The sequence below is a fragment of the Rhodococcus sp. NPDC127527 genome (genome assembly GCF_042672245.1).
Lineage (GTDB): Bacteria > Actinomycetota > Actinomycetes > Mycobacteriales > Mycobacteriaceae > Rhodococcus_G.
On the sequence record NZ_JBHXVP010000003.1, the window covers coordinates 239,919 to 263,627 of the forward strand.

41 protein-coding genes and 2 tRNA genes are annotated in these 23,709 nt (G+C 68.2%); all 43 read left to right on the forward strand.

Annotation, left to right across the window (positions count from 1 at the left end; all coding sequences use genetic code 11):
* Nucleotides 1-14: 14 nt before the first annotated feature.
* The 43 genes from ACFVH2_RS06890 to ACFVH2_RS07100 all read left to right on the forward strand — a co-directional run bounded on the left by ACFVH2_RS06890 (nt 15) and on the right by ACFVH2_RS07100 (nt 23,706).
* Nucleotides 15-179 (forward strand): hypothetical protein, encoded by a 165-nt coding sequence (locus ACFVH2_RS06890; RefSeq protein ID WP_378420264.1) that lies wholly within the window; start codon nt 15-17, stop codon nt 177-179.
* Nucleotides 179-301 (forward strand): hypothetical protein, encoded by a 123-nt coding sequence (locus ACFVH2_RS06895; protein ID WP_378420263.1) that lies wholly within the window; start codon nt 179-181, stop codon nt 299-301. Before ACFVH2_RS06890 ends, ACFVH2_RS06895 begins: the two co-directional genes overlap by 1 nt.
* Before the next feature lie 112 nt (nt 302-413).
* Nucleotides 414-590: a hypothetical protein gene (locus tag ACFVH2_RS06900; RefSeq protein ID WP_378420262.1), complete on the forward strand. Its 177-nt coding sequence runs from the start codon at nt 414-416 to the stop codon at nt 588-590.
* 92 nt (nt 591-682) lie between these two features.
* Complete coding sequence (locus ACFVH2_RS06905; protein ID WP_378475693.1) at nt 683-1,339, forward strand: helix-turn-helix domain-containing protein; 657 nt, start codon at nt 683-685, stop codon at nt 1,337-1,339.
* On the forward strand, nt 1,336-1,533 hold the full coding sequence (locus tag ACFVH2_RS06910) for a hypothetical protein (RefSeq protein WP_378420260.1): 198 nt from the start codon (nt 1,336-1,338) through the stop codon (nt 1,531-1,533). The genes ACFVH2_RS06905 and ACFVH2_RS06910 overlap by 4 nt, the downstream gene beginning before the upstream one ends.
* Nucleotides 1,530-2,393, forward strand: a complete 864-nt coding sequence (locus tag ACFVH2_RS06915; protein ID WP_378420259.1) for a PD-(D/E)XK nuclease-like domain-containing protein — start codon at nt 1,530-1,532, stop codon at nt 2,391-2,393. The genes ACFVH2_RS06910 and ACFVH2_RS06915 overlap by 4 nt, the downstream gene beginning before the upstream one ends.
* A complete protein-coding gene (locus ACFVH2_RS06920; RefSeq protein WP_378420258.1) occupies nt 2,383-3,543 on the forward strand; it encodes a hypothetical protein in 1,161 nt (386 codons plus the stop codon). The genes ACFVH2_RS06915 and ACFVH2_RS06920 overlap by 11 nt, the downstream gene beginning before the upstream one ends.
* Before the next feature lie 266 nt (nt 3,544-3,809).
* On the forward strand, nt 3,810-4,262 hold the full coding sequence (locus tag ACFVH2_RS06925; RefSeq protein WP_378420257.1) for a DUF3310 domain-containing protein: 453 nt from the start codon (nt 3,810-3,812) through the stop codon (nt 4,260-4,262).
* A 100-nt stretch (nt 4,263-4,362) separates the two neighbouring features.
* Nucleotides 4,363-4,635, forward strand: a complete 273-nt coding sequence (locus ACFVH2_RS06930; protein WP_378420256.1) for a hypothetical protein — start codon at nt 4,363-4,365, stop codon at nt 4,633-4,635.
* Nucleotides 4,632-4,814, forward strand: a complete 183-nt coding sequence (locus ACFVH2_RS06935; protein ID WP_378420255.1) for a hypothetical protein — start codon at nt 4,632-4,634, stop codon at nt 4,812-4,814. Before ACFVH2_RS06930 ends, ACFVH2_RS06935 begins: the two co-directional genes overlap by 4 nt.
* On the forward strand, nt 4,811-5,218 hold the full coding sequence (locus ACFVH2_RS06940; RefSeq protein ID WP_378420254.1) for a hypothetical protein: 408 nt from the start codon (nt 4,811-4,813) through the stop codon (nt 5,216-5,218). Before ACFVH2_RS06935 ends, ACFVH2_RS06940 begins: the two co-directional genes overlap by 4 nt.
* Nucleotides 5,218-5,466 carry a hypothetical protein gene (locus ACFVH2_RS06945; RefSeq protein ID WP_378420253.1) on the forward strand — a complete coding sequence of 83 codons (249 nt, stop codon included), beginning with the start codon at nt 5,218-5,220 and terminating at the stop codon, nt 5,464-5,466. The genes ACFVH2_RS06940 and ACFVH2_RS06945 overlap by 1 nt, the downstream gene beginning before the upstream one ends.
* Nucleotides 5,463-6,410, forward strand: coding sequence for a DNA cytosine methyltransferase (locus tag ACFVH2_RS06950; RefSeq protein WP_378420252.1), 948 nt, complete (start codon nt 5,463-5,465; stop codon nt 6,408-6,410). The genes ACFVH2_RS06945 and ACFVH2_RS06950 overlap by 4 nt, the downstream gene beginning before the upstream one ends.
* A gap of 31 nt (nt 6,411-6,441) precedes the next feature.
* Complete coding sequence (locus ACFVH2_RS06955) at nt 6,442-6,816, forward strand: hypothetical protein (RefSeq protein ID WP_378420251.1); 375 nt, start codon at nt 6,442-6,444, stop codon at nt 6,814-6,816.
* A gap of 256 nt (nt 6,817-7,072) precedes the next feature.
* Nucleotides 7,073-7,795, forward strand: coding sequence for a hypothetical protein (locus ACFVH2_RS06960; RefSeq protein ID WP_378420250.1), 723 nt, complete (start codon nt 7,073-7,075; stop codon nt 7,793-7,795).
* A 23-nt stretch (nt 7,796-7,818) separates the two neighbouring features.
* Nucleotides 7,819-8,241 (forward strand): hypothetical protein, encoded by a 423-nt coding sequence (locus ACFVH2_RS06965; RefSeq protein WP_378420249.1) that lies wholly within the window; start codon nt 7,819-7,821, stop codon nt 8,239-8,241.
* Nucleotides 8,238-8,945 (forward strand): hypothetical protein, encoded by a 708-nt coding sequence (locus tag ACFVH2_RS06970; RefSeq protein ID WP_378420248.1) that lies wholly within the window; start codon nt 8,238-8,240, stop codon nt 8,943-8,945. The genes ACFVH2_RS06965 and ACFVH2_RS06970 overlap by 4 nt, the downstream gene beginning before the upstream one ends.
* Nucleotides 8,946-8,974: 29 nt before the next feature.
* Nucleotides 8,975-9,895, forward strand: a complete 921-nt coding sequence (locus tag ACFVH2_RS06975) for a DUF2971 domain-containing protein (RefSeq protein ID WP_378420247.1) — start codon at nt 8,975-8,977, stop codon at nt 9,893-9,895.
* Nucleotides 9,896-10,093: 198 nt separating this feature from the next.
* Nucleotides 10,094-10,169, forward strand: a tRNA-His gene (locus ACFVH2_RS06980).
* A 247-nt stretch (nt 10,170-10,416) separates the two neighbouring features.
* Nucleotides 10,417-10,593, forward strand: a complete 177-nt coding sequence (locus ACFVH2_RS06985; RefSeq protein ID WP_378420246.1) for a hypothetical protein — start codon at nt 10,417-10,419, stop codon at nt 10,591-10,593.
* Nucleotides 10,594-10,595: 2 nt separating this feature from the next.
* Nucleotides 10,596-10,733 carry a hypothetical protein gene (locus ACFVH2_RS06990; protein WP_378420245.1) on the forward strand — a complete coding sequence of 46 codons (138 nt, stop codon included), beginning with the start codon at nt 10,596-10,598 and terminating at the stop codon, nt 10,731-10,733.
* Between the two features lie 110 nt (nt 10,734-10,843).
* Entirely contained in the window at nt 10,844-11,095 is a 252-nt protein-coding gene (locus tag ACFVH2_RS06995) for an HNH endonuclease (protein ID WP_378420244.1), read from the forward strand.
* Nucleotides 11,095-11,325, forward strand: coding sequence for a hypothetical protein (locus ACFVH2_RS07000; RefSeq protein WP_378420243.1), 231 nt, complete (start codon nt 11,095-11,097; stop codon nt 11,323-11,325). Before ACFVH2_RS06995 ends, ACFVH2_RS07000 begins: the two co-directional genes overlap by 1 nt.
* Nucleotides 11,326-11,680: 355 nt before the next feature.
* The gene (locus ACFVH2_RS07005) at nt 11,681-12,148 is read left to right on the forward strand and encodes a hypothetical protein (protein ID WP_378420242.1); all 468 of its coding nucleotides are present in this window, start codon (nt 11,681-11,683) and stop codon (nt 12,146-12,148) included.
* Nucleotides 12,135-13,217 carry a terminase gene (locus ACFVH2_RS07010; RefSeq protein ID WP_378420241.1) on the forward strand — a complete coding sequence of 361 codons (1,083 nt, stop codon included), beginning with the start codon at nt 12,135-12,137 and terminating at the stop codon, nt 13,215-13,217. Before ACFVH2_RS07005 ends, ACFVH2_RS07010 begins: the two co-directional genes overlap by 14 nt.
* Nucleotides 13,195-13,797, forward strand: a complete 603-nt coding sequence (locus tag ACFVH2_RS07015) for a terminase (RefSeq protein WP_378420240.1) — start codon at nt 13,195-13,197, stop codon at nt 13,795-13,797. The genes ACFVH2_RS07010 and ACFVH2_RS07015 overlap by 23 nt, the downstream gene beginning before the upstream one ends.
* A gap of 16 nt (nt 13,798-13,813) precedes the next feature.
* Nucleotides 13,814-15,214, forward strand: a complete 1,401-nt coding sequence (locus ACFVH2_RS07020; protein WP_378420239.1) for a phage portal protein — start codon at nt 13,814-13,816, stop codon at nt 15,212-15,214.
* Nucleotides 15,192-16,841, forward strand: a complete 1,650-nt coding sequence (locus ACFVH2_RS07025) for a hypothetical protein (protein ID WP_378420238.1) — start codon at nt 15,192-15,194, stop codon at nt 16,839-16,841. Before ACFVH2_RS07020 ends, ACFVH2_RS07025 begins: the two co-directional genes overlap by 23 nt.
* A 121-nt stretch (nt 16,842-16,962) precedes the next feature.
* A tRNA-Tyr gene (locus tag ACFVH2_RS07030) sits at nt 16,963-17,043 on the forward strand.
* A gap of 129 nt (nt 17,044-17,172) precedes the next feature.
* Entirely contained in the window at nt 17,173-17,892 is a 720-nt protein-coding gene (locus tag ACFVH2_RS07035; RefSeq protein ID WP_378420237.1) for a hypothetical protein, read from the forward strand.
* A 22-nt stretch (nt 17,893-17,914) separates the two neighbouring features.
* Entirely contained in the window at nt 17,915-18,283 is a 369-nt protein-coding gene (locus ACFVH2_RS07040) for a potassium transporter (protein WP_378420236.1), read from the forward strand.
* Between the two features lie 13 nt (nt 18,284-18,296).
* A complete protein-coding gene (locus ACFVH2_RS07045) occupies nt 18,297-19,316 on the forward strand; it encodes a major capsid protein (RefSeq protein ID WP_378420235.1) in 1,020 nt (339 codons plus the stop codon).
* Complete coding sequence (locus tag ACFVH2_RS07050; RefSeq protein WP_378420234.1) at nt 19,316-19,684, forward strand: hypothetical protein; 369 nt, start codon at nt 19,316-19,318, stop codon at nt 19,682-19,684. The genes ACFVH2_RS07045 and ACFVH2_RS07050 overlap by 1 nt, the downstream gene beginning before the upstream one ends.
* Nucleotides 19,653-20,045, forward strand: coding sequence for a hypothetical protein (locus ACFVH2_RS07055; RefSeq protein ID WP_378420233.1), 393 nt, complete (start codon nt 19,653-19,655; stop codon nt 20,043-20,045). Before ACFVH2_RS07050 ends, ACFVH2_RS07055 begins: the two co-directional genes overlap by 32 nt.
* On the forward strand, nt 20,045-20,419 hold the full coding sequence (locus tag ACFVH2_RS07060; protein WP_378420232.1) for a hypothetical protein: 375 nt from the start codon (nt 20,045-20,047) through the stop codon (nt 20,417-20,419). The genes ACFVH2_RS07055 and ACFVH2_RS07060 overlap by 1 nt, the downstream gene beginning before the upstream one ends.
* Before the next feature lie 3 nt (nt 20,420-20,422).
* A complete protein-coding gene (locus tag ACFVH2_RS07065; protein WP_378420231.1) occupies nt 20,423-20,587 on the forward strand; it encodes a hypothetical protein in 165 nt (54 codons plus the stop codon).
* 4 nt (nt 20,588-20,591) lie between these two features.
* Nucleotides 20,592-20,894 (forward strand): HK97 gp10 family phage protein, encoded by a 303-nt coding sequence (locus tag ACFVH2_RS07070; RefSeq protein ID WP_378420230.1) that lies wholly within the window; start codon nt 20,592-20,594, stop codon nt 20,892-20,894.
* Nucleotides 20,891-21,379 (forward strand): hypothetical protein, encoded by a 489-nt coding sequence (locus ACFVH2_RS07075; protein WP_378420229.1) that lies wholly within the window; start codon nt 20,891-20,893, stop codon nt 21,377-21,379. Before ACFVH2_RS07070 ends, ACFVH2_RS07075 begins: the two co-directional genes overlap by 4 nt.
* Nucleotides 21,380-21,516: 137 nt before the next feature.
* A complete protein-coding gene (locus ACFVH2_RS07080; protein ID WP_378420228.1) occupies nt 21,517-22,083 on the forward strand; it encodes a hypothetical protein in 567 nt (188 codons plus the stop codon).
* Nucleotides 22,084-22,116: 33 nt separating this feature from the next.
* On the forward strand, nt 22,117-22,560 hold the full coding sequence (locus tag ACFVH2_RS07085; protein ID WP_378420227.1) for a hypothetical protein: 444 nt from the start codon (nt 22,117-22,119) through the stop codon (nt 22,558-22,560).
* Between the two features lie 89 nt (nt 22,561-22,649).
* Nucleotides 22,650-23,021 (forward strand): hypothetical protein, encoded by a 372-nt coding sequence (locus tag ACFVH2_RS07090; protein ID WP_378420226.1) that lies wholly within the window; start codon nt 22,650-22,652, stop codon nt 23,019-23,021.
* Nucleotides 23,018-23,287: a hypothetical protein gene (locus tag ACFVH2_RS07095; RefSeq protein ID WP_378420225.1), complete on the forward strand. Its 270-nt coding sequence runs from the start codon at nt 23,018-23,020 to the stop codon at nt 23,285-23,287. Before ACFVH2_RS07090 ends, ACFVH2_RS07095 begins: the two co-directional genes overlap by 4 nt.
* The gene (locus ACFVH2_RS07100) at nt 23,284-23,706 is read left to right on the forward strand and encodes a hypothetical protein (RefSeq protein ID WP_378420224.1); all 423 of its coding nucleotides are present in this window, start codon (nt 23,284-23,286) and stop codon (nt 23,704-23,706) included. Before ACFVH2_RS07095 ends, ACFVH2_RS07100 begins: the two co-directional genes overlap by 4 nt.
* The last annotated feature ends 3 nt before the right edge of the window (nt 23,707-23,709 follow it).

Sequence of the window (23,709 nt, forward strand, 5' to 3'; positions counted from 1 at the left end):
AGGAGACCTCAGCCATGTTCGCTTTCTTACGCCGTAAGACCACCAGCGCCGTCGCCAGCCCGGATGGGGCGCACGCCGATCTCGTCGAGCGCGGTCTCGCGCAGAGCAACCCGGTCCTCGTCGAGCTGGTGCGCGACATGCTCGCCGCCGGCACGCCGATCCCGGACGGGGTGGCGTGATGCTGGCCGCGATCCTCGTCGTGCAGATGGACCTGGTCCGCGCAGCGCTCGCCGCCGGCGACCTCGCCGCCGCGACGCACGCAGCGCACGCCGTCCGCGAACTGACTCGAGCGATGGCATGACGGCGCCCGATCCGCTCCGAGATCCCGCCGAGCAGTGGGACATCGAGGACGACCCGGGCGCGGCCGCTGACCGCGCGTACGACCTCACCCCGCACAAGAACGGAGAGACCGAATGAAGCAGGTAATCACCTGGGTCTGCCCAAAAAGTGGCTGTGGGAAGACGCGCAACGCCGGGTGCAGCCCGGTGTGCCTGCCGGCGCAGCGAATCAACGCGCGGGAGTTCAAGTCTGCGCGCATCGCCCGCGAGAAGCAGGACGCCGCAACTGACGACGTCGAGGAGTTCTCGTGAGCCACCCGCAGACCCTCCTCCGTCCTGCGCGATCTCGGAAGCACCAGGTGTCAGCCCGCCGCGCCGCGGCCGCCGCAGGCCTTCCCACCCACATGCCTGCACGTGACGTCCAGGACCACATCGACGGCCTGCTCGCGCTGGGCATGACGATCCCGATGATCTCCCGCGCAGCGGGGATCACGGCGACCGGGCTGCGCCGCATCGCGGCAGGCGAATGGGAGCACGTCCGCTACCGCACCGCCGGCGCGATCCTCGACGTGGACCACGTTCCGCACCCTCGCCAGTCCCGCTGCCTCGCGATCGGAGCCCGCCGCCGCGTGAACGCGCTCGTCGCGGCCGGATGGCCCATGGAGAAAATCGCCGGCCGCGCGGGAACAAGCCTCGACTCCCTGCGGAACTTCCTGCGTCGCAGCATCATCGACTACTCGTCGTGGTCGGCGATCAACCGCGTGTACGAGGAACTGTCGGGCGCCATGGGCCCGTCCCGCAACGCCGCGACAAAGGCCCGCTCTCTCGGCTTCCAGTTGCCGATGGAGTGGGAGGGATACGACATCGACGACCCTCGTGTGACCCCACCCAAGGCGCGGCGCCGCAGCCAGGAGCCGCGCGGTGGTCTCGACGCCGGAGAGCGCCGCGACCGTCGCGCCGAGGTTGCACGTCTCACGGCGGCCGGGCTGTCGTCCGACGAGATCGCGACCCGGCTCGGCATCGACCCCCGCACGGTCGTCCGCGATCGGAGCGTGGCATGAGCGCCGGCCTGTTCCCCGACTGCGTGCTCCCCGGCTGCGGGCACCCAGTCGAGTGCATCGGCGAGGCCTGCGGCGCATGCCAGACCGCGTTCGGTGACCAGCTCCGCGTCGGCGGGATCCGGTTGACCGAGAAGCAGATCGAAGACAGAGACCGCGGCACCCGCGCCGCCTACGCAGCAAGGGGATTCGCATGAGCGACATCGTCGACGTCGAAGGTGCCTACGACGGAATCCCGGACCACGTGTACCACTCCGATCGCGGGTCGCTGTCGTCGTCGGGTGCGCGGAAGCTGCTGCCGCCGTCGTGCCCGGCGATCTTCCGGCACGAGCGGGATCATCCGCCGACACCGTCGAACGCGTTCGACCTCGGGCACGCCGCGCACTCGCTGGTGCTCGGAGAGGGCTCGGAGCTTCGGATGATCCCGGCCGAGATCCTGTCGGCGAACGGTGCGGCGACGACGAAGGACGCGAAGGCCTTCGTCGAGCAGGCCCGCGCCGACGGGGCGGTGCCGCTGAAGCCGGACGAGTACCAGCAGGTGCACGACATGGCCGCCGCGGTGCGCGCCAACCCGTACGCCGCGAGCCTGCTCCGGACCGGCGTCCCCGAGCGGTCCCTGTTCTGGCGCGACCCCGTCACCGGTGTGTGGCTGCGGGCCCGCCCGGACTGGACCACCACCGGCGCCGACGGCCGGCCGATCCTCGTCGACTACAAGACCAGCACCTCGGCCAACCCTGACGACTTCCGCAGCTCCGCTGCGAAGTACGGGTACCACCAGCAGGCGCCGTACTACCTCGACGGGATGGCCGCGCTGGGTGTCCACGACTGCGGGTTCGTGTTCATCGTCCAGGACAAGAACCCGCCCTACCTCGTCTCGGTCGTCGAACTCACCGCCGACGCGATGCTCCTCGGCCGCGACCTGAACCGGGCCGCGATCGACATCTACGCCGAGTGCACCGCCGCCGACCAATGGCCGGGGTACGGCGACCAGATCCACCTCATCGACCTGCCCAAGTGGGCGTACTACTCAGCAGAGGAGACCCTCCGTGTCCGCTAGTCCAGCCCAGTACCGGCCCGTCGCCGCGGCACCTGTCGCGCAGGCGAACGTCAGCCAGGCCACCGCGATCGAGCAGTCCCGCGCGGTCGCCGAGGTCCAGGCCGCAGTCCTCGTCGCGCAGCAGAACCGTCGCAGCAAGCCCTTCGCGATCGCCGAGATGCACGAGGTGTGCGAACAGAAGTCCGTCGCCGATCGCGCGTTCTTCAAATTCCCACGCTCCGAGGGCACAGTCTCGGGCCCGTCGATCCACCTCGCCCGCGAGCTCGCTCGCTGCTGGGGGAACATCCAGTTCGGCGTGACCGAGCTGCGCCGCGACGACGACAAGGCCGAGAGCGAGATGCAGGCCTACGCCTGGGATCTCGAAACGAACGCCCGGAACTCGACCACCTTCATCGTCCCGCACAAGCGCGACACGAAGAAGGGTGTCCGCCAGCTCACCGACATGCGGGACATCTACGAGAACAACGCCAACAACGGCGCCCGCCGACTGCGCGAAGCGATCTTCTCCGTCCTGCCCGGCTGGTTCATCGAAGAGGCGCAGGAGCGGTGCCGAGCCACCCTGCAGGACGGCGGCGGGGTCCCCCTGCCGACGCGGATCGCGAACAGCATCGCGTGGTTCAAGCAGATCGGCGTCACCCAGGAGCAGCTCGAGCAGAAGGTCGGCCGCCCGTCCTCCGAGTGGACCGAGCACGACGTGACCGAGCTCGGCATCACGTTCACGTCGATCAAGAACGGCGAGCTGACGAAGGAGCAGGAGTTCGGCGCGCAGCGCGCGACCGTGGCGATCGAACCGGCCTCGGCCGCCGAGACGCCGGCCGAGCCGCAGCCCAAGCAGCCCGAACCCGAACCTGCCGCGGAGGAGGCGCCCGCCGAACCCGCTGCGCCCGAGGCGGAACAGGATCCGCCGGCCGAGCCGGAAGCGCCCGCAGAGACGGTGAAGCTCGCCACCACGGCCGATCTCCGCAAGCTCGACGGCGCGCTCCGCGCCGCCCGGATCGGCGACCTGGAGGAGCGCCGCGCGTTCCTGTCGGCCCGCGTCCGCCGCGAGCTCGCCTCGTCCAAGGAGATGACCCGCGACGAGGTCGCCGCGACGGTGCGGTTCCTCGAGACCGGCGAGAAACCCGTCGAGGCGAGCGAGGCCCAGGCGTGATCGCCCGGGCGCACGTGCACGCGCTGCCCGCGCAGGACTTCGCGTGACACGCACCGCGGTCGGATCGCTCGCTCTCGCGGTGGCTACGGCCACCGCGGGGGCGGCGTTCGCGACCTTCCTTATCGCCTCCCAGGTCATGGAGGCACTCACGCCCTCGGAAAGGACCACCCGATGACCCTCGCCGACTACTGGCACCACATCCTCTGCCACCTGCTCACCGGCCACCCGGCCCCGCTGCGCTACTTCGCGATCCCCGGGGTGTGGCGATGACCGACCTCAACCCGCACGCCGACCCCGGATCCGACCCCGCCGCGGAGTGGCGCGTCCCCGCACCCACCGACAACGTGAACCACCCGGCGCACTACAACTCCGACCGGTTCGGGATTGAGTGCATCGCCATCGGCCGGCACCTGATCGGGACCGCGTTCAACGCGTGGAAGTACACGTTCCGGCACGCCGAGAAGAACGGCGCCGAAGACCTGCGCAAGGCCCTCGTCTACCTCGACTGGGCCGCAGAGGACCGGGTGCCGGCAATCCTCGACGGACACCGCGTGGCCGCGTGGACCCTGTACGACCAGCACATCGCCCCGCGCCTCGACGCCGTCGACCCTGTCTACCGTGCGCTCGGATTCATCCTCGCGAGCGACTGGTCGGCCGCCCGCAACAGCATCCGCACCCGCCTCGACGAGCTCGCTGCTGCCGCGGTGGTGACGCAGTGACCCCGCCCCCGCCCCCGTCCTGCGGGCGCTGCGGGCGCCCGATCAACGCACACGGCCGCGTGTGCCACGACTGCCAGATGACCGAGAAGGAGAACCGCTGATGCCCAACACGATCACCACGGAGCGGGCGATCGTCGACCTGTCGGAGCGCGTGCATCAGCTCGAGTTCACCGTCGCCCGACTCACCGGTGAGAGCCAGGCCCTCGTCAACTGGATCCGAGAGTCGAACGGCCTCGAACCGCTCGACTTCAAGGAGCTCGAACGCGTCGAGCGCGAGACCCGAGAGCGGATCAACGCCGAGATCGACGCCGCCGTGCGCGACCACCCGCTCGCCCCGTCTGTCCCCGACACCACCAGGAGAAACCAGAAGTGAAGCAACTGATTCCGGCTATCGCGTCCCTGCTGTGCTGGGCGATCGTGCTCGTGTGCTCCTGCGGCATTCTCAATTCCATTGCCAACGGGAACTGGGTGTCACTGCTGCTCAGTGCGGTTGGGATGTTCGGCTTCATGCACTGGGGCACGGAGCACTACCGCCGGGCGGTGTCGCGGTGAGCGAGGACCTGGACCTCGACGCACTCACCGAGGCAGCGGGCAAGGCTACGCCTGGACCGTGGGCACCGTATGACGATGGCGCCGAGGGCCTCCGTGCCCGTGCCTTCGTCTCGTCGGCGAGCGGGCCGATTGCCTTCATCACCAACCGCGCTGGTGGCGATCCAGGCGAGATCATGCCGACCGCTGACGCCGAGTTCATCGCCGCGGCAAGCCCTGACGTTGTCCTCGCCCTGGTCGCCCGCGTGAAGACCGCCGAGGCGACGATGGAGTTCGCCAACTGGCAGCGCGAGTTCCATGGGCGACGGGCCGCTGAGGCGCGGCTCGCCAAGGTGCAGGAGCTGCTCACCACGCCAGGCTTCGACGACCACGACCTGCTCCGCGAGGCGTTGGGCGGTGACGCCTGATGGCGCGCACGTACCCCGCGAAGCGGGCCCGGATCGCGAAGGGCTTCGACTTCACCGGCTGCACCGACCGGAACCCCGACCTCTGTGCCTGCGGCGACGACACCGCGCCCGTCTGCGACGTCTGCGGCGAGTGGATCGAGGACGGCCAGCGGATCGTCGAAACCTCGAAGTGGATCGAACATCACGAGTACGCCGAGGACGCCGTCATGCACGCGCGCTGCGCCGACGCCGGGGAGGCACTGCCGTGACGGTCCTGACCGCATCCGATTCCTTCTCGGGCGCCGGCGGCAGCAGTGAGGGCCTGGCGCAGGCCGGGTTCGATGTCCGCGTGGCCGCGAACCACTGGCCCGTTGCGGTCGCCACGCACGAGAAGAACCACCCCGGCACCGAGCACCGGCTCGCGAACCTGTCCGAGGTCGACTGGCGGACGTTCCCGACAACGGACGTCGCCTGGTTCTCACCGTCGTGTGTGTGGCACGCCCGGTCCGGCGGCCGGAAGCAGCCGCCACCCGAGGTGGAGTGGCGCCGCGAGGACGCCGGATCCGTCGACCGGGCAACCGCGTTCGCGGTCGTCGCGGCGGCCGAGGTTCACCGGTACCGCGCGGTGATCGTCGAGAACGTCCCCGAGTTCGAGGCGTGGACGCTGTACCTGTGGTGGCTCGACGGGATGCGCGCCCTCGGCTACGAGGTGCAGACCGTGCATCTCGACGCCGCCGACCTCGGCGCACCGCAGCGCCGCGTCCGGTACTTCGCGGTGTTCACCCAGCGCGGTGACGTCGACCTGACCATCGACCAGCCGCGGCGGGCGCCGGCGGCGACGATCCTCGACCCGAACCCCGGGAAACTCGTCACACGGCGCCTGTACGTCACACCGCAGATCGAGCAGATCACCGACCACGGTGTGCCACACCTGGTCACGTACCGGCGCAACGCGAAGGCTCGCCGCGCCGACGAGCACCCGCTCGCCACGATCACCGCCGGCGGCAACCACCACGGCATCGCCACCCTCACCGACGACGGGCCACGGTTCCGGATGCTCACCAACCGCGAATGCGCCCGCGGCCAAGGCTTCCCCGACTCGTACGAGTTCGTCGGCACCGCGGCCGAGGTGAAGAAGCAGATCGGCAACGCCGTGTCCGTGGACGTCGCGCGATGGCTCGGCGGCCGGGTCGCTGAGGCCCTGGCGGCGTGATGAACGACCCCGAACAAGAGAGGAACTGACCGTGGGATTGCCTTGGATTCGGCTGGATACGGCCATCGCCGACCACCCGAAGATGCTCGATCTCGCCGACGGCAAGGCATTTCAGGCGATGGCCACGCACCTCCTCGCGATGACCTACGCCGGAAAACACGGCACCGACGGGTTCATCCCGAAGGGCGCCCTGCCGTTCATCCACGGCCGAAAAACCGACGCCGACCGCCTCGTCCGCGTCGGCCTCTGGAAGGTGACGGCCGGCGGCTGGGAGATCCACGGATGGGACGAATACCAGCTCAGCGACGACGAATCGAAAGCCAGGAAGCAGCGAGCCAAGAAGGGTGGGTGCATCAAAAACCATGGACCGGAATGTGGATGCTGGCGCGACGAAGCAGGTGCCTAAGCACGTGCTTGAAGCACTGCCGCCAAGCACTGCTCGAAGCACGTGCACGGACGGACGGACGGACGGAACTAACGGAGAAGCACTCACCACAAGCACATCTCCTCACGTAAGCAACGCGCGCAGGGGGGCAGCAGAATTCGCAGCGGAGTCGGCCGGCGGCGAGACCGATCCGGCGCACGCTGACGCGGCGCCCGACGACGCGATCGGAGTTATCCACAGGATCATCCACCTCCCGTGGACAACCCCACCACTCACCATGAACGGGCGCGAGCACTGGCGGGTCAAGGCGAAGCGCACCCGCGAAATGCGCCAAGCTGTCCGACTTCTCGCCCGCACCGCCCGGCTCCCGCGAGACCTAGACCGCGTCGAGGTCGTCCTCGCGTACCGGCCCCGCGACCGCCGGCGCCGCGACGCCGACAATCTCGTCCCCGTCCTCAAGGCCTGCTGCGACGGCCTCGTCGACCACGGCCTCGTCGCCGACGACACCCCCGACCTCATGCGCAAGCACATGCCACGCCTCGAACCCGCCCAGCAGGGCCAAGGCGGCGCGATGTGGCTCGAACTGACCTTGGGAGGCCCGATGACCACCATTCAGCCCGGAACGTCGATCTCAGCCGCACCCATCGGCACGCCACCGCCGACCCGCCTCAACGACCCGGCGTGGGAGTCGATCGGTACCATCGGTAACGAGGGCCCCGCCACCCAGGGCGACCTTGCCCGCCGGCTCAAACTCCACCTGCTCAGGGAGCGGCTCAGCGATCTCGGCTGGGGCTGGGAGGGCTACAACGCCGTCGACTCGTTCTCGCTGCAGTTCACGCTGCTGCCCAAGTCCCGCCTGATCGACATCGGCAACGACGGCATCGGCCGCTGCCGCCACTGCCCCTACACCTACGCCGCGGCATACGGATGGCAGCTCCCCGTCGCCCCGCTCGACCAACCGACCACCCCGAACCGCGCCACCCGCAGGAGAACCCGATGACCGAGATCCCCGACGGCGACCCGATGCTGTACGGCCGCGGCTACAGGTTCGCCGACAACGAAGCCGGCCCCTGGGGCGAACTCCACCTCAACGAACAGATCCGTAGGTCACGACTCCGGCCATTCGCCGAGGTCGCTCGCGACCACCTGGCCGACGCGAACATGACCCTGACGATCGGGCCGCCGAAACCCATCGTGATCCCCTACGACGAGATGCGCGCCATCCTTGGCCTGCCCGACGTCAAGGCCGAAGTCGAGTGGGCGCGGACATGTTCCGGCCTCTGCCGGATTGCCCAGTCCTTCGAAGAATTCAGCCGAACGATCGGCGCCGCGTTCGCACCGGTCACGGCAGCCCTGACCGAGTTCACCGATGCGCTCAGCCAGCCGCACGTCCCGCCGATGTGGGCGAACGACCCCACGCGCACCCGACGCAGGAGGAACCGATGACCCAGTTCCACATCACCAGCGCCGAGATGCGCGCACTCCGCGAACTCATCCGCGAAATCCCCGGACTCGTCGAAGATCTCGCCATCGCACTCACCCGCCAATCCCGCATCAGCGGCGGACCGCGCGTCGACTCCGGCACCGACGAACAACCACTCCCATACGACATCGGCGCATCCGATGCGCACGACCTCCTCAACCAGACACTCACCGACTGGGCCAGCCTCGTATACGCCGGGGCGTTCACCCACCCCCGCGGGTTCATCGGCCCACTGCACCCCCACGAACGCAGACGGCCCACCCTCCCCGGCACCACCACCCTCGCCGTCGCCCGCTGGCTCGAACGACACATCACTAGCCTCGCCCGCGTCTCCGGCGCCGAAGACGCCTATGACGAGATCAGCCACGCCATGCAGCGATGCCGCAACGCCTGCGACCAACATGACGACCGAGCCGTCATCCCCATCGACGACACGAAGGTCGACAAAGCCCGCGACGAAGAACTCCACGCCGCTGAAATCGAGATCGCCGCCCGGAAGATCGGCGGCGAATGGGCCAACCTCACAGCCCGACGTGTGCGGACGCTGGCGAAGGCTGAGCGGATCCACGCGATCCGCTGCGTGGTCGCGACGCGGGCGGAGATCTACGTGCTGGGGGAAGTGTTAGATGCGCACCTGGTGCATCCGGCGCGAACGGTGGCGGGGTGAGACCGCAAGGTGCGGATACGATCCCCTGCATGGTTGAGCTTCCCGATACGTTGCACCACTACACCACCGCTGCGGGCTTGCTCGGAATTACCGATCAGGTCAAGCTTGGACCGCTCTCCGAAGATGCCCATGTGATGGGAACAATCTCGCGCATCCGCTCGATTTCACTGTGGGCAACTGACGCGAGGTACCTCAACGACTCAGCTGAGCTTGCCTACGCAGCCGAACAACTCGCCTCTCGAATCGAGGCTCTGGTTGTACCAGGGGCGGCCCGGGAAGCATCGCTTCGAAATGCTGCGGAACGGATCCGGAAGCTCGACTTCACCGGAAGTGGATACGCAGAAGGCATGCCGCACACGGCGTACGTCACAAGCTTCTGTCGCAAAGGTGACCTGCTAAGCCAATGGCGTGGGTACGGGGTGCACGGCGGTGGCTACTCCATCGAGTTGCGCAGTTCTGCACTGAGCCAAATCACTACACCAATCGGCCGTGTCGGCGATGAATCGGTCGGGTATGTGACAGGGGCCGCGTTCGTGCACAAGGTGGCATACGGGTTGGATGCCACCCGTATTGAGGAGGCGGCGCAATCAATCGTTGATGGGAGGTCGGGATCCGGCGTCATGGTGGACGCAGTCGGAGCCCTCGCGCAGTTCAAGGATCCTGCATTCAAGGAGGAAGATGAGTGGCGCCTCGTTGTTCCGGCAGGGACCTTCTACCAAGCGTGCCGCTACCGGACAACGCCTGCAGGAATGATTGTTCCGTACATTCAGGTGCATCGCTTCCAGGAAGATCCGAACAACCCCTTCGTGGCCAGGTCTGCGATCAAGTCCGTCACAGTCGGTCCCGGGCCAGACCGGAAGCTTCGCAAGGAATCTGTCCTGCAATTGCTCCGGCAACGCGGGTTCAGCGACGTCGAGGTGCACTCGTCGGACGTCCCTTTTCGCGGCTGACTCGCCGCTGCGGTACCAACCCTTAGGGACCCTGCCCGTGCTAGGCTGACGCCAGCAAGGCGCGAGTGTTATCGGATCAACCCGAGACCTCGCGCCTTTCGCGTACCCGGGCCAGCCACCGAAAATCACTGGTACCGACCCACACCCGCCCGCTACCGTCCCTGACAGCTGCCCCGCCGTCGAGCGGTGTAGCGAATCCCTGCTGTAGCTCAAGCGGTTAGAGCGCCGGTTTGTGGTACCGGAGAACGCGGTTCGACTCCGCGCAGTGGGACCAACTGATCGTCCAGGGGCGCGCCTGGATCGCTGAACCAGCAACGCTTGCTCCCCGGGATCGGGTGAGCGCGACGGCAGCGGAACCAACGCGCACTACTTCGCCCGCGTCAACCAGGCTCCCGCCCCGCCAACCCCACACCTCCCCTGGCGTAGGAACCGACGGCGGCGGAACCCCAAGCGACCACCACGCCCCGTTCCCCCGAGGCACGTCGCGGCGCGGGCGAACCCCAACCACCGAGGAGGCCACTATGGACCCGATCGCCTGGCTCACCCGCATCTCCACCGCCGTCACCCGCGAAACCCTGCCCCAGATACTTCGGCAGATCGCCGACACACTCGACGCCCAGACCGCCGGCCAACCGCCCGTGGTCGTGCACATCGCCCAAGTCGTCGTCCAAGCGCCACCGAAACGGTTCGGGAGGTAGCCATGCCCAGCCTGATTGACCAGCTCTACGCGTGCCGCGCCAACCTCGACGCAGCCAAGCGTCAGGTCGTAGTGCTGGAGCAGCAGATGGAATCCCTCCTCGCGCAGTACGGCGAGACCATCGACCTGCCGGACGCCTAATGGCCCGGGCCCGCAAGCGTGTGTGCTCCGAGCCTGGCTGCCCGACCATGCAGGCCGAGGCACAGTGCCCGGCCCATCGTCGTGAGCGCGAGCGGTACCAGCGAGCGACCGTGCCCACCAAGGTGACTCGCACCCACGGCGAGCGCATGCGGCGAGCACAGGCCGTCGCAGCGCACCGCCTGCAGCACGGCAACTGGTGCCCCGGCCACGGAGTGCCCGCACACGCCGCGACCGACCTCACCGCCGACCACACCACCCCGATCGCACAGGGCGGAGCACCTGACGGCCCGCTCGGTGTGTTGTGCCGGTCATGCAACAGCCGCAAGGCCGCCCGCGACACAGTGAGAGGAGCACCCACCTGATGTTCAACCTGACGATCAACGTGACCGCAGCGACCCCCGCCCTCGTCCGGCAGCTGCAGCAGACCCTCGTCGACGCCGAAGAGAACGCCGACACGAGAGCGGACCTCGCCGTCACCAAACCCACGACGGTCAAGGTGGACGACACCCACCTGACCGGGATCGCCGCACCGACCGGTCAGGCCGTCAGCGCGATCAACGGCCTGGTCACCGCGGCATCGGAGATGGGGTAAGCGCGAGGCGGCGACGTCCGCATGGGCCACCACTGACCGTCGAACCGGATCGTTCGAGACTGCGGCGGCGTCCGCCCCTGCCCGACGGCGCGCTGACCAGCGGCGATGACAACCTTTCGTATCGCGAACCAACGCTCTGACCTGCGGGAACGCAACCCGCTCGGCATGCGAACGACCTCGCTGACCAGGGCAAACACACAGGGGGTGGGGGGTACCCCTCGACCCCCTCGCGCCGCCGCCGCGGGGGAGGGCGCAAAAACGCGCGGAGGGTTCAAAACTTCCGACGACCCGGCCGTCTGCGCAACGCCGACCGCCCCGTCTGACGTGGCGCAATGCCACACGAGGAGTGATGGAAATGGCGCGTGGAGGTGGCCGTAATCGCTCCGGTCCGCCGGCCGACCCGAAGTCCGGTCGCTCGGATCAACGAGGGCTGAGCTTCACGACGCTGCCGAGCGAGGGCTTCACCGGCAAGGCACCGGACTGGCCCTTCTCGAAGGGCTCGACGCGGGAGCGTGCGGTGTGGAAGAAGGCCTGGACCTATCCGCAGGGGGCGCAGTGGATCAAGGAGCCGTGGCGGTGGGAGACGATCGCGATGTGGGTCCGCCGGAAGGTACTCGCGGAGTCACCGGAGGCGACGGCCGCTGACGTGACTGTGTTGCATCGGCTGGCCGACCAGATCGGGATGACCCCGGCGGGGCTCCGCGAGAACGGTTGGCAGATAGCGGCTGACGAGGTTGCAGCGAAGCGGTCGGAGAAGCCAGCGCCGGTGGAGAAGGCCGCTCCGACGCGGCGGCTGCGGCCGGTGTCCGATGGCGGACGCTGACGGGTTCGTTGTCGACTTCCCCACCCTCGGCGACATCGGTGACGCGTGGGTTCGGCAGCACTGCCGGATCCCCGACGGCTACCGCCGCGGCGCGGAGTTCGTGTGGTCGGACTGGCAGTTCTGGTGCGCCGCGAAGTACAACCAGGTACGCCCCGGGGCGCAGTGGAAGATCGGCGAGTCCGGAGAACCGGAGCCGCTGTTCAACCGGGCGTTCGTCTACCGGCGAGCGCAGATCGTCGCCCCGCAGAAGACCGGCAAGGGTCCGTTCGGCGCCTCGATGACCTGCCTCGAAGCTGTCGGCCCGTCGCAGTTCTACGGCTGGGCCGAAGCCGGTGACGGCTACGCGTGCTCCGACTGGGGCTGCGGCTGCGGCTGGGAGTACGAGTACCAGCCGGGCGAGCCGATGGGGATGCGGCATCCCTCACCGGTCATCCAGCTGACCGCGAACAACGAGGACCAGGTCGCCAACGTGTACCGGCCGCTCACGGCGATGATTCGCCTCGGCCCACTGTCGGATCTGATGTTCCCCCGCGAGGGGTTCATCCGGATCGCTGGCGAGAGCGGCGGCGAGGACTTCGACCGCATCGATGCTGTGACGTCCAGTGCGCGTGGCCGTCTCGGCAACCCGATCTCCTGGTCGCTGCAGGATGAGTCCGGCCTGTACACCAAGGCGAACAAGATGGTGGATGTCGCCGAGACGCAGCGGCGCGGCGCGGCAGGCATGGGCGGCCGGACCCTGGAAACCACGAACGCGTGGGATCCGTCGCAGAACTCGACGGCACAGCGCACCTACGAGTCGCAGGCCCCCGACATCTTCAAGTTCTTCCGGATCCCACCGAAGGGCTTGTCCTGGGGCAACAAACGGGACCGTCGCCGGATCCTGAAGTACGTCTACGAGGGCTCGCCGTGGGTGGATCTCGACTCGATCGAAGCCGAGGCAGCCGAGATCGGCGAGCGCGACCCCGCGCAGGCCGAGCGGTTCTTCGGCAACCGGCTGGTCTACGGCCAGGGTTCCTGGCTGCGAGATGGGTTGTGGGAGGAACGGTATGCCGCAACTGTGGCTTCCTAACCCGGCCCCCGGGACGCCGGTCTGTGTCGGGTTCGACGGCTCGGAGAACAACGACTGGACCGCGCTGCGGTGTGAGACCCGGGACGGGCTGCAGTTCACACCTCGGTACGGACCGGACCAGCGGCCGGCGATCTGGAACCCCGACCAGTGGGGTGGGCAGATCCCGCGCGGAGAGGTGCACGCCGCGGTCGACGAGATCTTCACGACCTGGTCGGTCGCGCGCATGTACTGCGACCCGCAGGACTGGTACTCCGAAATCGGCGACTGGGCCTTGAAGTACGGCGACGAGCACGTGCTCGAGTGGGCGACGAACCGCGTCGACCGGATGTTCCACGCGATCCGACGATTCGAGACCGACCTGGCGACCGGTCGCATCACACAGGACGGCTGCCCGCTGACCTTCACGGCCATGGCGAACGCGCGGAAGGTCGCAAAGCCCGGCCAGAAGTACGTCCTCGGCAAACCTGCCGACCACCAGAAGATCGACCCCGTGATGGCGTCGATCGTCGCCCACGAAGCGGCCGCCGACGCGCGCGAGGCCGGCTGGGCGGATTCCGACAACCGAATGTTCTGCTTCTGAAAGGAGGGCCGCCCTCGTGGAAACAACGCCTGCCCTGCGAACGACCCTCACCGACGACGAGCGGGACATCATCGGCCGACTCAACGCCAAGCTGCACAGGGTGCAGCCGAAGGACAAGCTCTGCGAGGCGTACTACGAGGGCGAGCAGCGGCTCAAGCAGATCGGCATCGCGGTTCCGCCGGAGCTGCGGATGTTCGAGATGGTGATCAACTGGAACCGCATGTACGTCAACGAGATCGCTCGTCGACAGAAGATCAAGTCGATCATGGCTCCGGGCGGGAAGAAGAAGCGGAGCAAGGCTCTGCAGGAGGCGTTCGACGCGAACAATCTCTCATCCGAGATCGGTCTGCTGAACACCGAGACGATGATCTTCGGCCGCTGCTTCGGGACCGTCGGCACGAACCCCGAGGATCGCGAGCACCCGATCATCTCGATCGAGTCGCCGCTGAACATGTCGTGCCTGATCGACCACAGCCGCCGGCGGATGGACGCACTCTTCCGTCAGTACCGCACCGAGGACGGCCAGCGAGTCGGCACCTTGATGCTGCCGAACAGGACGCTCCAGGTGGTCGCGGGTCGCGGCGGTTGGGAGCTCGACGTCGTCGGTGACGACGACGGGATCGACGAACATGGCCTCGGTCGTGTCCCAGGCGTGATGTTCCTCAACCGTCGTCGTCTCGGAAGCTGGTACGGCACATCAGAGATGGTGGATCTGATCCCTCTAGTCGACGCTGCCGCCCGCTCACTGACGAACCTGCAGGTGGCACTGGAGACGCACTCGGTTCCGCAGAAGTGGGTGCTCGGCATGTCGCGCGGTGACTTCGTCGACAAGAACGGCGACCCGATCCCGGTGTGGCAGTCGTACTACACGGCGATCTGGGCGAACCAAGCCAGCCCGGACAAGGTGAAGGTCGGGCAGTTCTCGCCGTCGGACCTGAAGAACTTCCACGAGACCACGAATCACTATGCGGCGATGGCGTCGTCGGTGACCGGGCTTCCGTTCCGGTTCTTCGGGCAGAACACTGCGAACCCTGCCGCTGAGGGTGCGATTCGAGCGGATGAGTCCCGGCTGATCTCGAACACCGAGGAGAAGAACGAATCCCAGGGTGTCGGCATCGGCTGGCTGATGGCGTTGTCCGAGCGTTTCCGCACTGGCGAGTGGCCTGACGCTGCCCGGGCGATGAAGGTGGAGTGGCGCAACCCTGCCACCCCGACCAAGGCCGAGGAAGCCGACTTCATTCAGAAGCTCAATGGCGGCACTCCTGTTCTGTCACAGGAGGGCTCGTGGGACGAAATGGGTTGGGACGAGCCGCGGAAGGAGCGCGAACGCGGCTACTTCGAGCAGGAGGCTGCGCACTCGCCCTTGGCTCGCATGGCAGACAAGTTGAGCTCCGATGCTCCCGTCGGCGGCCACTAGCTATTACGACTCGCAGCGGGAGAGCACCCTCGAATTCCTGGCACTAGCTGGGGAACTGTGGGGTCCGCATCCGCCGCGAGACTTCGATAGCTGGTTCGGCCGCAACGTCGACGACCTCGTCGCGGCCGCGATGGTAGGGCAGCAGCAGGTCATCGCGGACTCCGACAGCTACGTCGCCGCGGTGCTGGAGGAAACCGGTGTCTCGGTCGCCGCGGAGGTAGCTGCGCGGCCGCGGGCGCTGGTCGGTGTTGCGTCGGACGGTCGTCCGCTCGACAGCCTGCTGTACGGGTCGGTGATCCACGCCAAGGGCAAGATCGCCGACGGTGCACCGGCATCGGTGGCGTGGGATCTCGGGCTGCAGGCCCTGACGGTGCGGATGCACACCCTGCTCGCCGACACCGCGCGCGCGGCGACCGGGCTGTCGATCGCGGCCCGGCCGCGGGTCGGGTACGTGCGGATGCTCGTCGGGCGCTCGTGCTCGCGGTGCGCGATCCTCGCGGGCCGCTTCTACCCGTACAGCGCGGGGTTTCTGCGGCACCCGCAGTGCAACTGCCGGCACATCCCCGCCAACGAGGACACAGCCGACGACGTCCGCACCGACCCGCGCCGATTCTTCGACAGCCTCAGCGAGGCCGAACAGGACAAGGCGTTCACGATCGCGGGCGCGCAGGCGATCCGCGACGGTGCCGACATGTCGCAGGTGGTGAACGCGCGTCGCGGTGCGCACGGTCTCGAGGTGGCGGGCAGCAGCCTGCTCCATCGCGGGCTGGTCCGGCGCGACGTGTACGGGCAGCAGCTGCACACGACCACCGAGGGCGTCACCAAACGAGGTATCGCAGGGAGGGCCATCCGGGCTCGCGGCCGCGACGCCGCGACCACGCCCCGCCTCATGCCCGAAGCGATCTACGAGATCGCGGAGTCCCGCAACGAGGCGCTGCGACTGCTGCGGATGAACGGATACGTCGTCGACGGGCCGCGGCACGCGGCACCCGATGTGACCCATCGCCCTCAGTCCGGCACGACTGTCACGAAGCCCGAGGTCGAGCATCCGAAGGCGTCCAGCGACGGAAACGGCCCCACGGGGCCGATCGGCCCGAAGAAGCCCGGCACCGGAGGTGGAGGCGATGACGGCGGCGAGGGAGACGGTTGGCACGGTCACACGAGGGGCTATCAGCACCCGCACTCGCAACCGATCTGGTCCGAGGCTGAACGAGTCGCGCGGCAGCGAGAGCTCGGCATCAACCTGAATGGCGAGCAGCTGTACCAGCACGAGGTCGAGGCAGTGGAACGACTCCAAGCGCTCGGGCACGAGTTCGAGTGGATCCCTCGGAGCTGGCTGCCGACCAACGATGCGATCTGGAAGACGAACGGCGGCATCGAGTTCGACCTGAAGTCGACCGGATCGAAGTACGACGCGATCAGCACACACCTTCGCCGGTCAGTCATCAAGGCGCGAGCGCAGGACGTCGTGAAGGAGAACTTCATCATCGACCTCGGCCCGCGGTGGCTCACCGACAAGCTCAGGGGGCAACTGTCCCGGTACAACGCCCGCAACCCGGACAACAGGATCGTCGGACTGTGGGTCATCGCCAAGGGCGAGCTGACGCGGATCGACCAGGTCGAATAGTCGTGGCGACGTTCGTGCCGTGACGCTAGAATGGACGCCGAACAGGGCTACCCCCTCTGCCAGCCGTTGAATGATCGGCCGTCTGAAAGCGGAGGAAAGTGGGGCCCTGTTCGTTCGTTCCGGGAGTGATGACGCTGGTGCGTCACCCGGACTGTAAATCCGGTGCGGCAACGCAAGGCAGGTTCGATCCCTGCCACTCCCACTGAGGCCCCGAGCACATCTGCTCCGGGGCTTTTCTCATGCCCGGAATCGGGCCAATCGTCTCGCCCGCACTGGGCGAGTCACCCCACCAAGTCCTCGTGCACTGCGGGGCAATCCCCGGAGGAGAACCATGGCTACCACTGTCCTGCCGTTTGACCTGCTCACCGCCGAACCTCTCCGGCTGCTAGTCGGCGCGGGACCGGGCGGCGTCGGCCCCACGGGCGGCGGCTCGTCCGACGATGGCGGCGACAACGACGGCGAGGCCGATGGGGGCAGCGACGACGATGGCGGTGACGACGACACCGACGGCGACAATGCCGACGGCGGAGACGGCGACGGCGATGAGGACGACAAGCCGCTCGGCCCGCAGGGCGAGAGGGCCCTCGCCGCACTCAAGGAGCAGCGGAAGACCGAGCGGGCCCGCCGGATCGCTGCCGAGAAGAAGAACCGGCAGCTGGAGGCCCAGCTCGCGGGCAAGGGTTCCAACGACAGCGACGACGAGAAGTCCCGGATCATCGAGGAACGCGTCACCGCTCGAGCGAACCAGAAGATCCTGCGCGCGGAGGTGAGGGCCGCTGCCGCCAACAAGCTCGCCGACCCCTCCGACGCCTACAAGTTTCTCGACCTCGCCCAGTTCGAGGTCGGTGAGGACGGCGACGTCGACCAGGGCGAGATCGCGGACGCGATCAACGACCTGATCCAGAGCAAGCCGTACCTGGCCGCGCAAGGCGGCACCCGGAAGGTCCCGAAGCCCGACCGCCGCCAAGGCGGTGGAGCGCGCGAAGCGACGGGCACGGTGTCCTCCGGCCGAGCCGCCTACCAGGCGCGCCACCAGAAGAAGTCCAACTGACCCTGAGAAGGAGGGCAGCACAATGGATCTGACCATCAAGACCGAGAACTTCGGGCAGGACGACCAGTCCTGGCTCGCGTCCGCGCACGGTACCAACACCGCGCGGTCGATCAACCTCAACGTCGCGTCGTTCACCGCGGCAACGCACTACCCCGAGGGGAGCCTCAAGTCGGGGCTCCCGCTGAAGAAGGCCGGCACCCGTTACGTCCTGTGGGCCAACGGTGACACCGACCCGATCGAGGGCCACCTGCTCACCGCGGTGAAGGTGCCCGCCGGCGCCACCGTCGTCGTCGGGGCGCTGCTGTGGCACGGCGCCGTCGTGGCCACGAAGCTGCCCGTCTCCGTCAACACCGCCGGGCAGGCCACTGCCCGCGACATCCGCTACTTCTAAGGAGGGGTGACCTATGGCACTCGTACTGAACAGTGACTACGTCACTCCCGCCGAGCTGACCGGATACGTCCGCGAGGCTCTCAAGGACCGCCCGATCAACGACCTGTCGCTGATCGACCAGCTGCTGCCGGACACCCTCGTCGACGACGTCGACTTCCGCGCGAACGTCACCCAGCGCGGTCTGCGCCGCGCCGCGAAGTTCCGCGGCTGGGACGTCGAGGCCCCGCTGTCTCCGCGCAAGGGCGTGACCCGGATTAACGGTGAGCTGCCACCGATCTCGGAGAAGCGGCGACTCGGCGAGTACGACCGGCTGCGTCTGCGCAAGGCGGACAAGGCGATCCTCGACCTGATCTACAACGACGGCGTCGAGCTGGCCGAGGCGATCCACACCCGCCTGATCATCGCGAAGGCTCAGGCCGTGGTGACCGGCAAGGTGTCGCTCGCGCAGGACGGCCTCGAGATTGAGGCGGACTTCCAGCGCGACCCCGGCCACACCGTCACCGCGGCCGCGGTGTGGTCCGGTGCCGGCGACCCGATCGCCGACCAGATGGGCTGGTTCAACACCTTCCGGATCCGCAACTCCGGCAACCCCGGCCGCGCGATCACCTCGCAGCGCGTCATGTCCGCGCTGATGATGAACGCGAAGATCCGCGCATTCTGCCTGCCGCCCGGCTCCACCCAGGGGGTCGTGACCCTCGACCAGGTGAACGCACTGTTCACCTCGTTCGGCCACCCAGCGTTCGAGGTCTTCGACGCGCAGGTCGAGGATGCCTCCGGCGCTGCGGTGCGGCTGATCCCGGACGACTCGGTCCTCTACACCGCGAGCACCGCGGTGAAGCTGGGCGAGACGCTGTGGGGCACCACGGCCGAGGCGATCGAGCCCGACTACAGCATCGACGCCGACGAGGCGCCCGGTGTCGTGGTCGGCTCGTACATCGACAACGACCCGGTCGCGCGCTGGACGAAGGCCTCGGGTGTCGGCCTGCCGATCCTCGGCAACGCCAACGCGACGATGATCGCGAAGGTGCTGTGATGGCCCGGCTCGCAACGCATGTCCACGTCCCCGACGAGTCGGGGACGTACCACGTGTTCGGGCCGGGCGACGACGTTCCCGCCTGGGCGGCCGAGGTCATCACGAACCCGGCCGCCTGGGATGGGGACGCTCCGGACCCGGTCGACACGGACGACGCGGCGGACCTGGACGGTGGGCCGTCGGACTCGTGGAAGGTTCCCGAGCTGAAGGCGTACGCCGCCGAGCACGGAATCGAGCTCGGGGAAGCGACGAAGAAGGCCGACATCCTGGCCGCCATCGCAGCCGGCGACCCGGGCGACGACGGCGAGCAGCCGGCGGGCGACGACGGAGACCACGGTGACGGCACCGGTACCGCTGCTGTCGATTGAGGACGTCCAGGCGATCTCCGGTGAAACGTACGTGGATCCGGAGATCGCCCAGGTGAACCGGTTTATCGGCATCGCGCAGGCGAAGCTGCGGGGCAAGGTACCGCGCCTCGACGACCGGCTCGCGAACCTGGAACTGTCCGCGGAACTCGTCAAGGGCACAGCGGCGTTCGCCGTGATCCGCGCACTCGACTCGTTCCGTATCGGCATCCGGGTGCGGCGTCAGCAGTTCCCCGAGGTGTCGACCGACTACGAGGCGCCAGCGAACCCATCGCTGGTCGACTTCCCTGACTCCGAGATCGAGGAGCTGATCGACCGCGACGACCGCGCATCCTCGGACGCCTTCACGATCAGGATCGGCTGATGTCTCGGCTGCCTGAGCGGTGGACGCTGCTGCGCGACAACGAGCCGTTGCAGGACCCGTCGACGGGCAACGAGATCCCGGTCGCCCCGTCCGAGTACCCCTGGACCGGGCTGTTGCAGCAGCGGCAGCTGTCCGCGTCGTCGGTCGATGCGGGCAACGTCGAGTTCGAGGACGGGCACGAGGTGTCGGTGTTCGATCTGCTGCTTGACCCGGGCCTGACCCCGTTCCCCAACCGACGGGACCGGTTCCGCGACGCCGACGGCCGCATCGTCCAGGTCGTCGGCACCCCGCGGGCCCGCCGCCCGGCGCGCGGGTCCCGCCGGCCCGCGTACATCGCCGCGATCGTGCGGCATGTTTCCGACATGAAGGAGTGAGAGATGGCCTCCAAGAAGGCTCCCCAGTCGAACAGTGTCGAGTTCGTCGACGCGGACGGCGTGAAGCGGTGGTCGGCGATTGACGCGCCCGCCTACCTCAACCGGGCCGAAGGGAAGACCCCGTCGGCCGCCACCAGTGCGGTCGCCGACCCGCCGCCGCAGGAGTGATCCCGTGCCGACTCGGGTGACGGTGTACCCGGGCCGCGCCCGTAGTGAGGCGCGCGCGATCTCGACCGACCAGCGGATCGACATCGCGAACGAGGCCGCGCTGGAGGCCCGCGCGACAGCACCGGTGCTCACCGGCGAGTACCGCGACGGCATCAGCGTCGAAGTCGACGGCGACCGGGTGTTCCTCGTCGACAACGACGAGGACGCGGTGTTCAAGGAGTACGGCACTGTCGACACCCCACCGCACGCGGTGCTCACGACCGCGGCCAGTGAGCACGGCCGCTACTCCGGATGGAGGCCCAGGTGACCACCAAGACACGGATCCCGTTCGCGCCCGCCGCGGTTCGCGACTTCCTCAAACGCGACGCCGACTTCACCGCGGTGGTACCGGCCGAACTGATCTCCACCCGCGACGTCCCGAGGATGATCGACCGCCCGTTCGTCACCTGCCGTTCCGCGATGACCGGCGGGCCGGGTGATCCGATGATGCGGACCCCGCTCGTGCAGGTCGACGTGTGGGTGCCGAAGTCGGAGATCCTCGCCGCCGGGCCGATGAACATCACGGCAGACCCCGAAGAGGTCGCGTGGGACATCGCGGGCCTGGCCGGCGAGATCATCGGCCGCGCCCGCGCGGTCCCGTTCCGGAACTGCTCATGGAACGGCGACTGGAAAGACGGGCCGATGAACATGATCGACAAGACCCGCGGCGTCGAGAACCCGCTGTATCGGGCGCCGGTCCGCGTCGAACTGTCGATGCGCATGACCGTCGCACCGACATTCACCTGGCTGTAGCCAGTTCCGGCCGGGCCAGCCCCGGCCGCCCCCTGATCGTCCCCGTCCCCGGGTTGCCTGCCGTGCCCGGGGACGGGGACATCCAACCGTGCCCGAGCCCTCTCGCGGCACCCCTCTGCTGATGAAGGAGAACACCAGTGAGCACCTACGCAGATCCCAGCAAGGCCACCGTCTACCAGGACGGCGACGCGTTCCGCGCCCCAGCCGGTACCCTGCTTCCCGCTGACCTGAAGGCCGCGGCACTCGTCACCGGGACCTCGCCCGGCGTCACCTGGGACGCGTACGGCGGCCTGCAGAAGGGACTCGACGTCGCGCCGACCCAGGACGTGAAGGAGCACAACGTCTTCAACAAGCGTGACTCCGCCTACGGCGTCACCCGCGGCCCTCGGTCGGAGCGGTTCAAGTTCCGGGCGGTCGACCGGTCGAAGGCCACCCTTCTCACCGCGCTCGAAGGCGGAACCATCACCGAGGTCGGGGCAGCCTCCGGGGTGTTCGAGTACGAGCGCGGCGACGGCGAGGAGTTCGCGTTCATCTGGCGCGCGGTCGACATCACCGCGTCGACGTTCTTCTACTGCCCGCGTGTGCGTCTCGCGACGCCGGCGCCGCGCAACTTCACCGGTGAGGACCTCGACGGCTGGGAGTTCGAACTCCTCGCACTCACGAAGGTCCGCGAGTTCGGCACCGAGAACCCCCTCGTCCCCTAACCCCCCCTCATCTCACGGCAGGAGATCACCACCATGGCAGGAAAAGCAGGTAGGGCCGCCCCGCGTCGGACCGTGCTCACCGAGCAGAACCCGACCGGGGCGGTCACGCCGCCCATCGATCTGGCCGCCCAGTTCGCGAACCCGAATCCCGAGCCGCCGCAGGACATCACGCTGCTCGGCAAGCAGTACTCGGTGCGCCGCGACTTCACCGGCGACGAGGTCCTCGAGTTCGGCCGGATGCTGCAACGGACTGTGAAGCTGCTGCCCGCCGAGAAGGGTAAGCAGCCGCTGGTCGACGGCGAGGACTGGGCAGCGTTGAACATCGAGCGTCTGGCGTTCGTGCTCGCGTCCGGCAGCGCAGACGAGCTGTGGGCGGATCTCGCCGACCAGAACGTCGGGCCGACTGACGGGATGACGAAGCAGATCTTCGAGATCGCGGGGTTGCTCAACGCGGCGGGAAAATTCCGGATGCTCTGACCGACCTCCTGACAGAGGACGGCTGGAGCGCCGCCTACGCCAGCCTGTCCCGCCACCACCACCGCGACCTGCGGGCCGCGCTGCGGCAGATGTGGTGGCGGGACATCGCAGCCTTGCTCGACGACGCGACCGAGCAGGACGCGCGCGCTGCGCGGGACTCGGAGAACCTGGCGATGCTCGTCGACCGCCACGACTACTGGCTCAACTCCGAGTACTCGACGTGGACCACCGATCCTGACGACCCCGAGGTCAAGGCAGAACGGGCGCGCCGCAAGCGCGCCGGGCTCAAGCCGCCGCCGCGGCCGCTCCTGATCCCGGTCGCCTGCCGGACACCCGAGGCCGTCACGAGGTTGCTCGAGCAGCACATAGCCGACATCGCACGCTCTGTGAACCCCACGGAGAAGCGGACCGTCGCCGAATACAACCGCCTGGCCGGAATCACTGGAGGACAACAACAATGACTACCCCGGCAGGGTTGCCCCACGAGAACGAGATCGTCGAGCTGTACCAGCAGCTGCAGACCAACCCGAACGCTCACCACGCGTCGGCGGTCGCACCGACCGGGCAGCTGCAGTTCGCGACGATCGACCGCGCCACCGGCGAGGTCCGCGAGCACGTCACCGTAGACGACGCCCGCGCCGCCGCGCCCGACCACGGTGCCGCCGTCTACCATCGGATGGCGTCGCCGCCATGGGACTGGGAACTCGTCGAGCGGACCGACACGTGAGCGCCGCACCGCAACCGCCCGCACCGGACCGGATGCCCGGCGGAGCCGTCGATCTCGCCGCGATGCAGCTGGACCCGCAGGTCCAGCAGATCGCACAGGTCATCCGGATGATCGAGGCGCCGTCCGAGGGCGCGATGCCCCCGATCCGAGTGGAGATGCCGGAACCGACCCGTGTCGCCAAGACGTGGCACGAGAAGGGTCTGCGGTTCCACGACCCAGCCCGGCCGGACCCGATCGAGCGGATCACCGAGATCGTCGCCTTGCTCGATCTGTACCGCGCCAACAAGCGCACCCCCGGCCCGACCAAGTTGACGGCCACAGTGCGCGAAATCCTCACCGGCTGGTCAGCCCGCGACGCCCACGCCCGCGTCAACGGCTACGAGTCGTGGGAGCAAATGAGCACTGCAGCAACAGAATAGAGG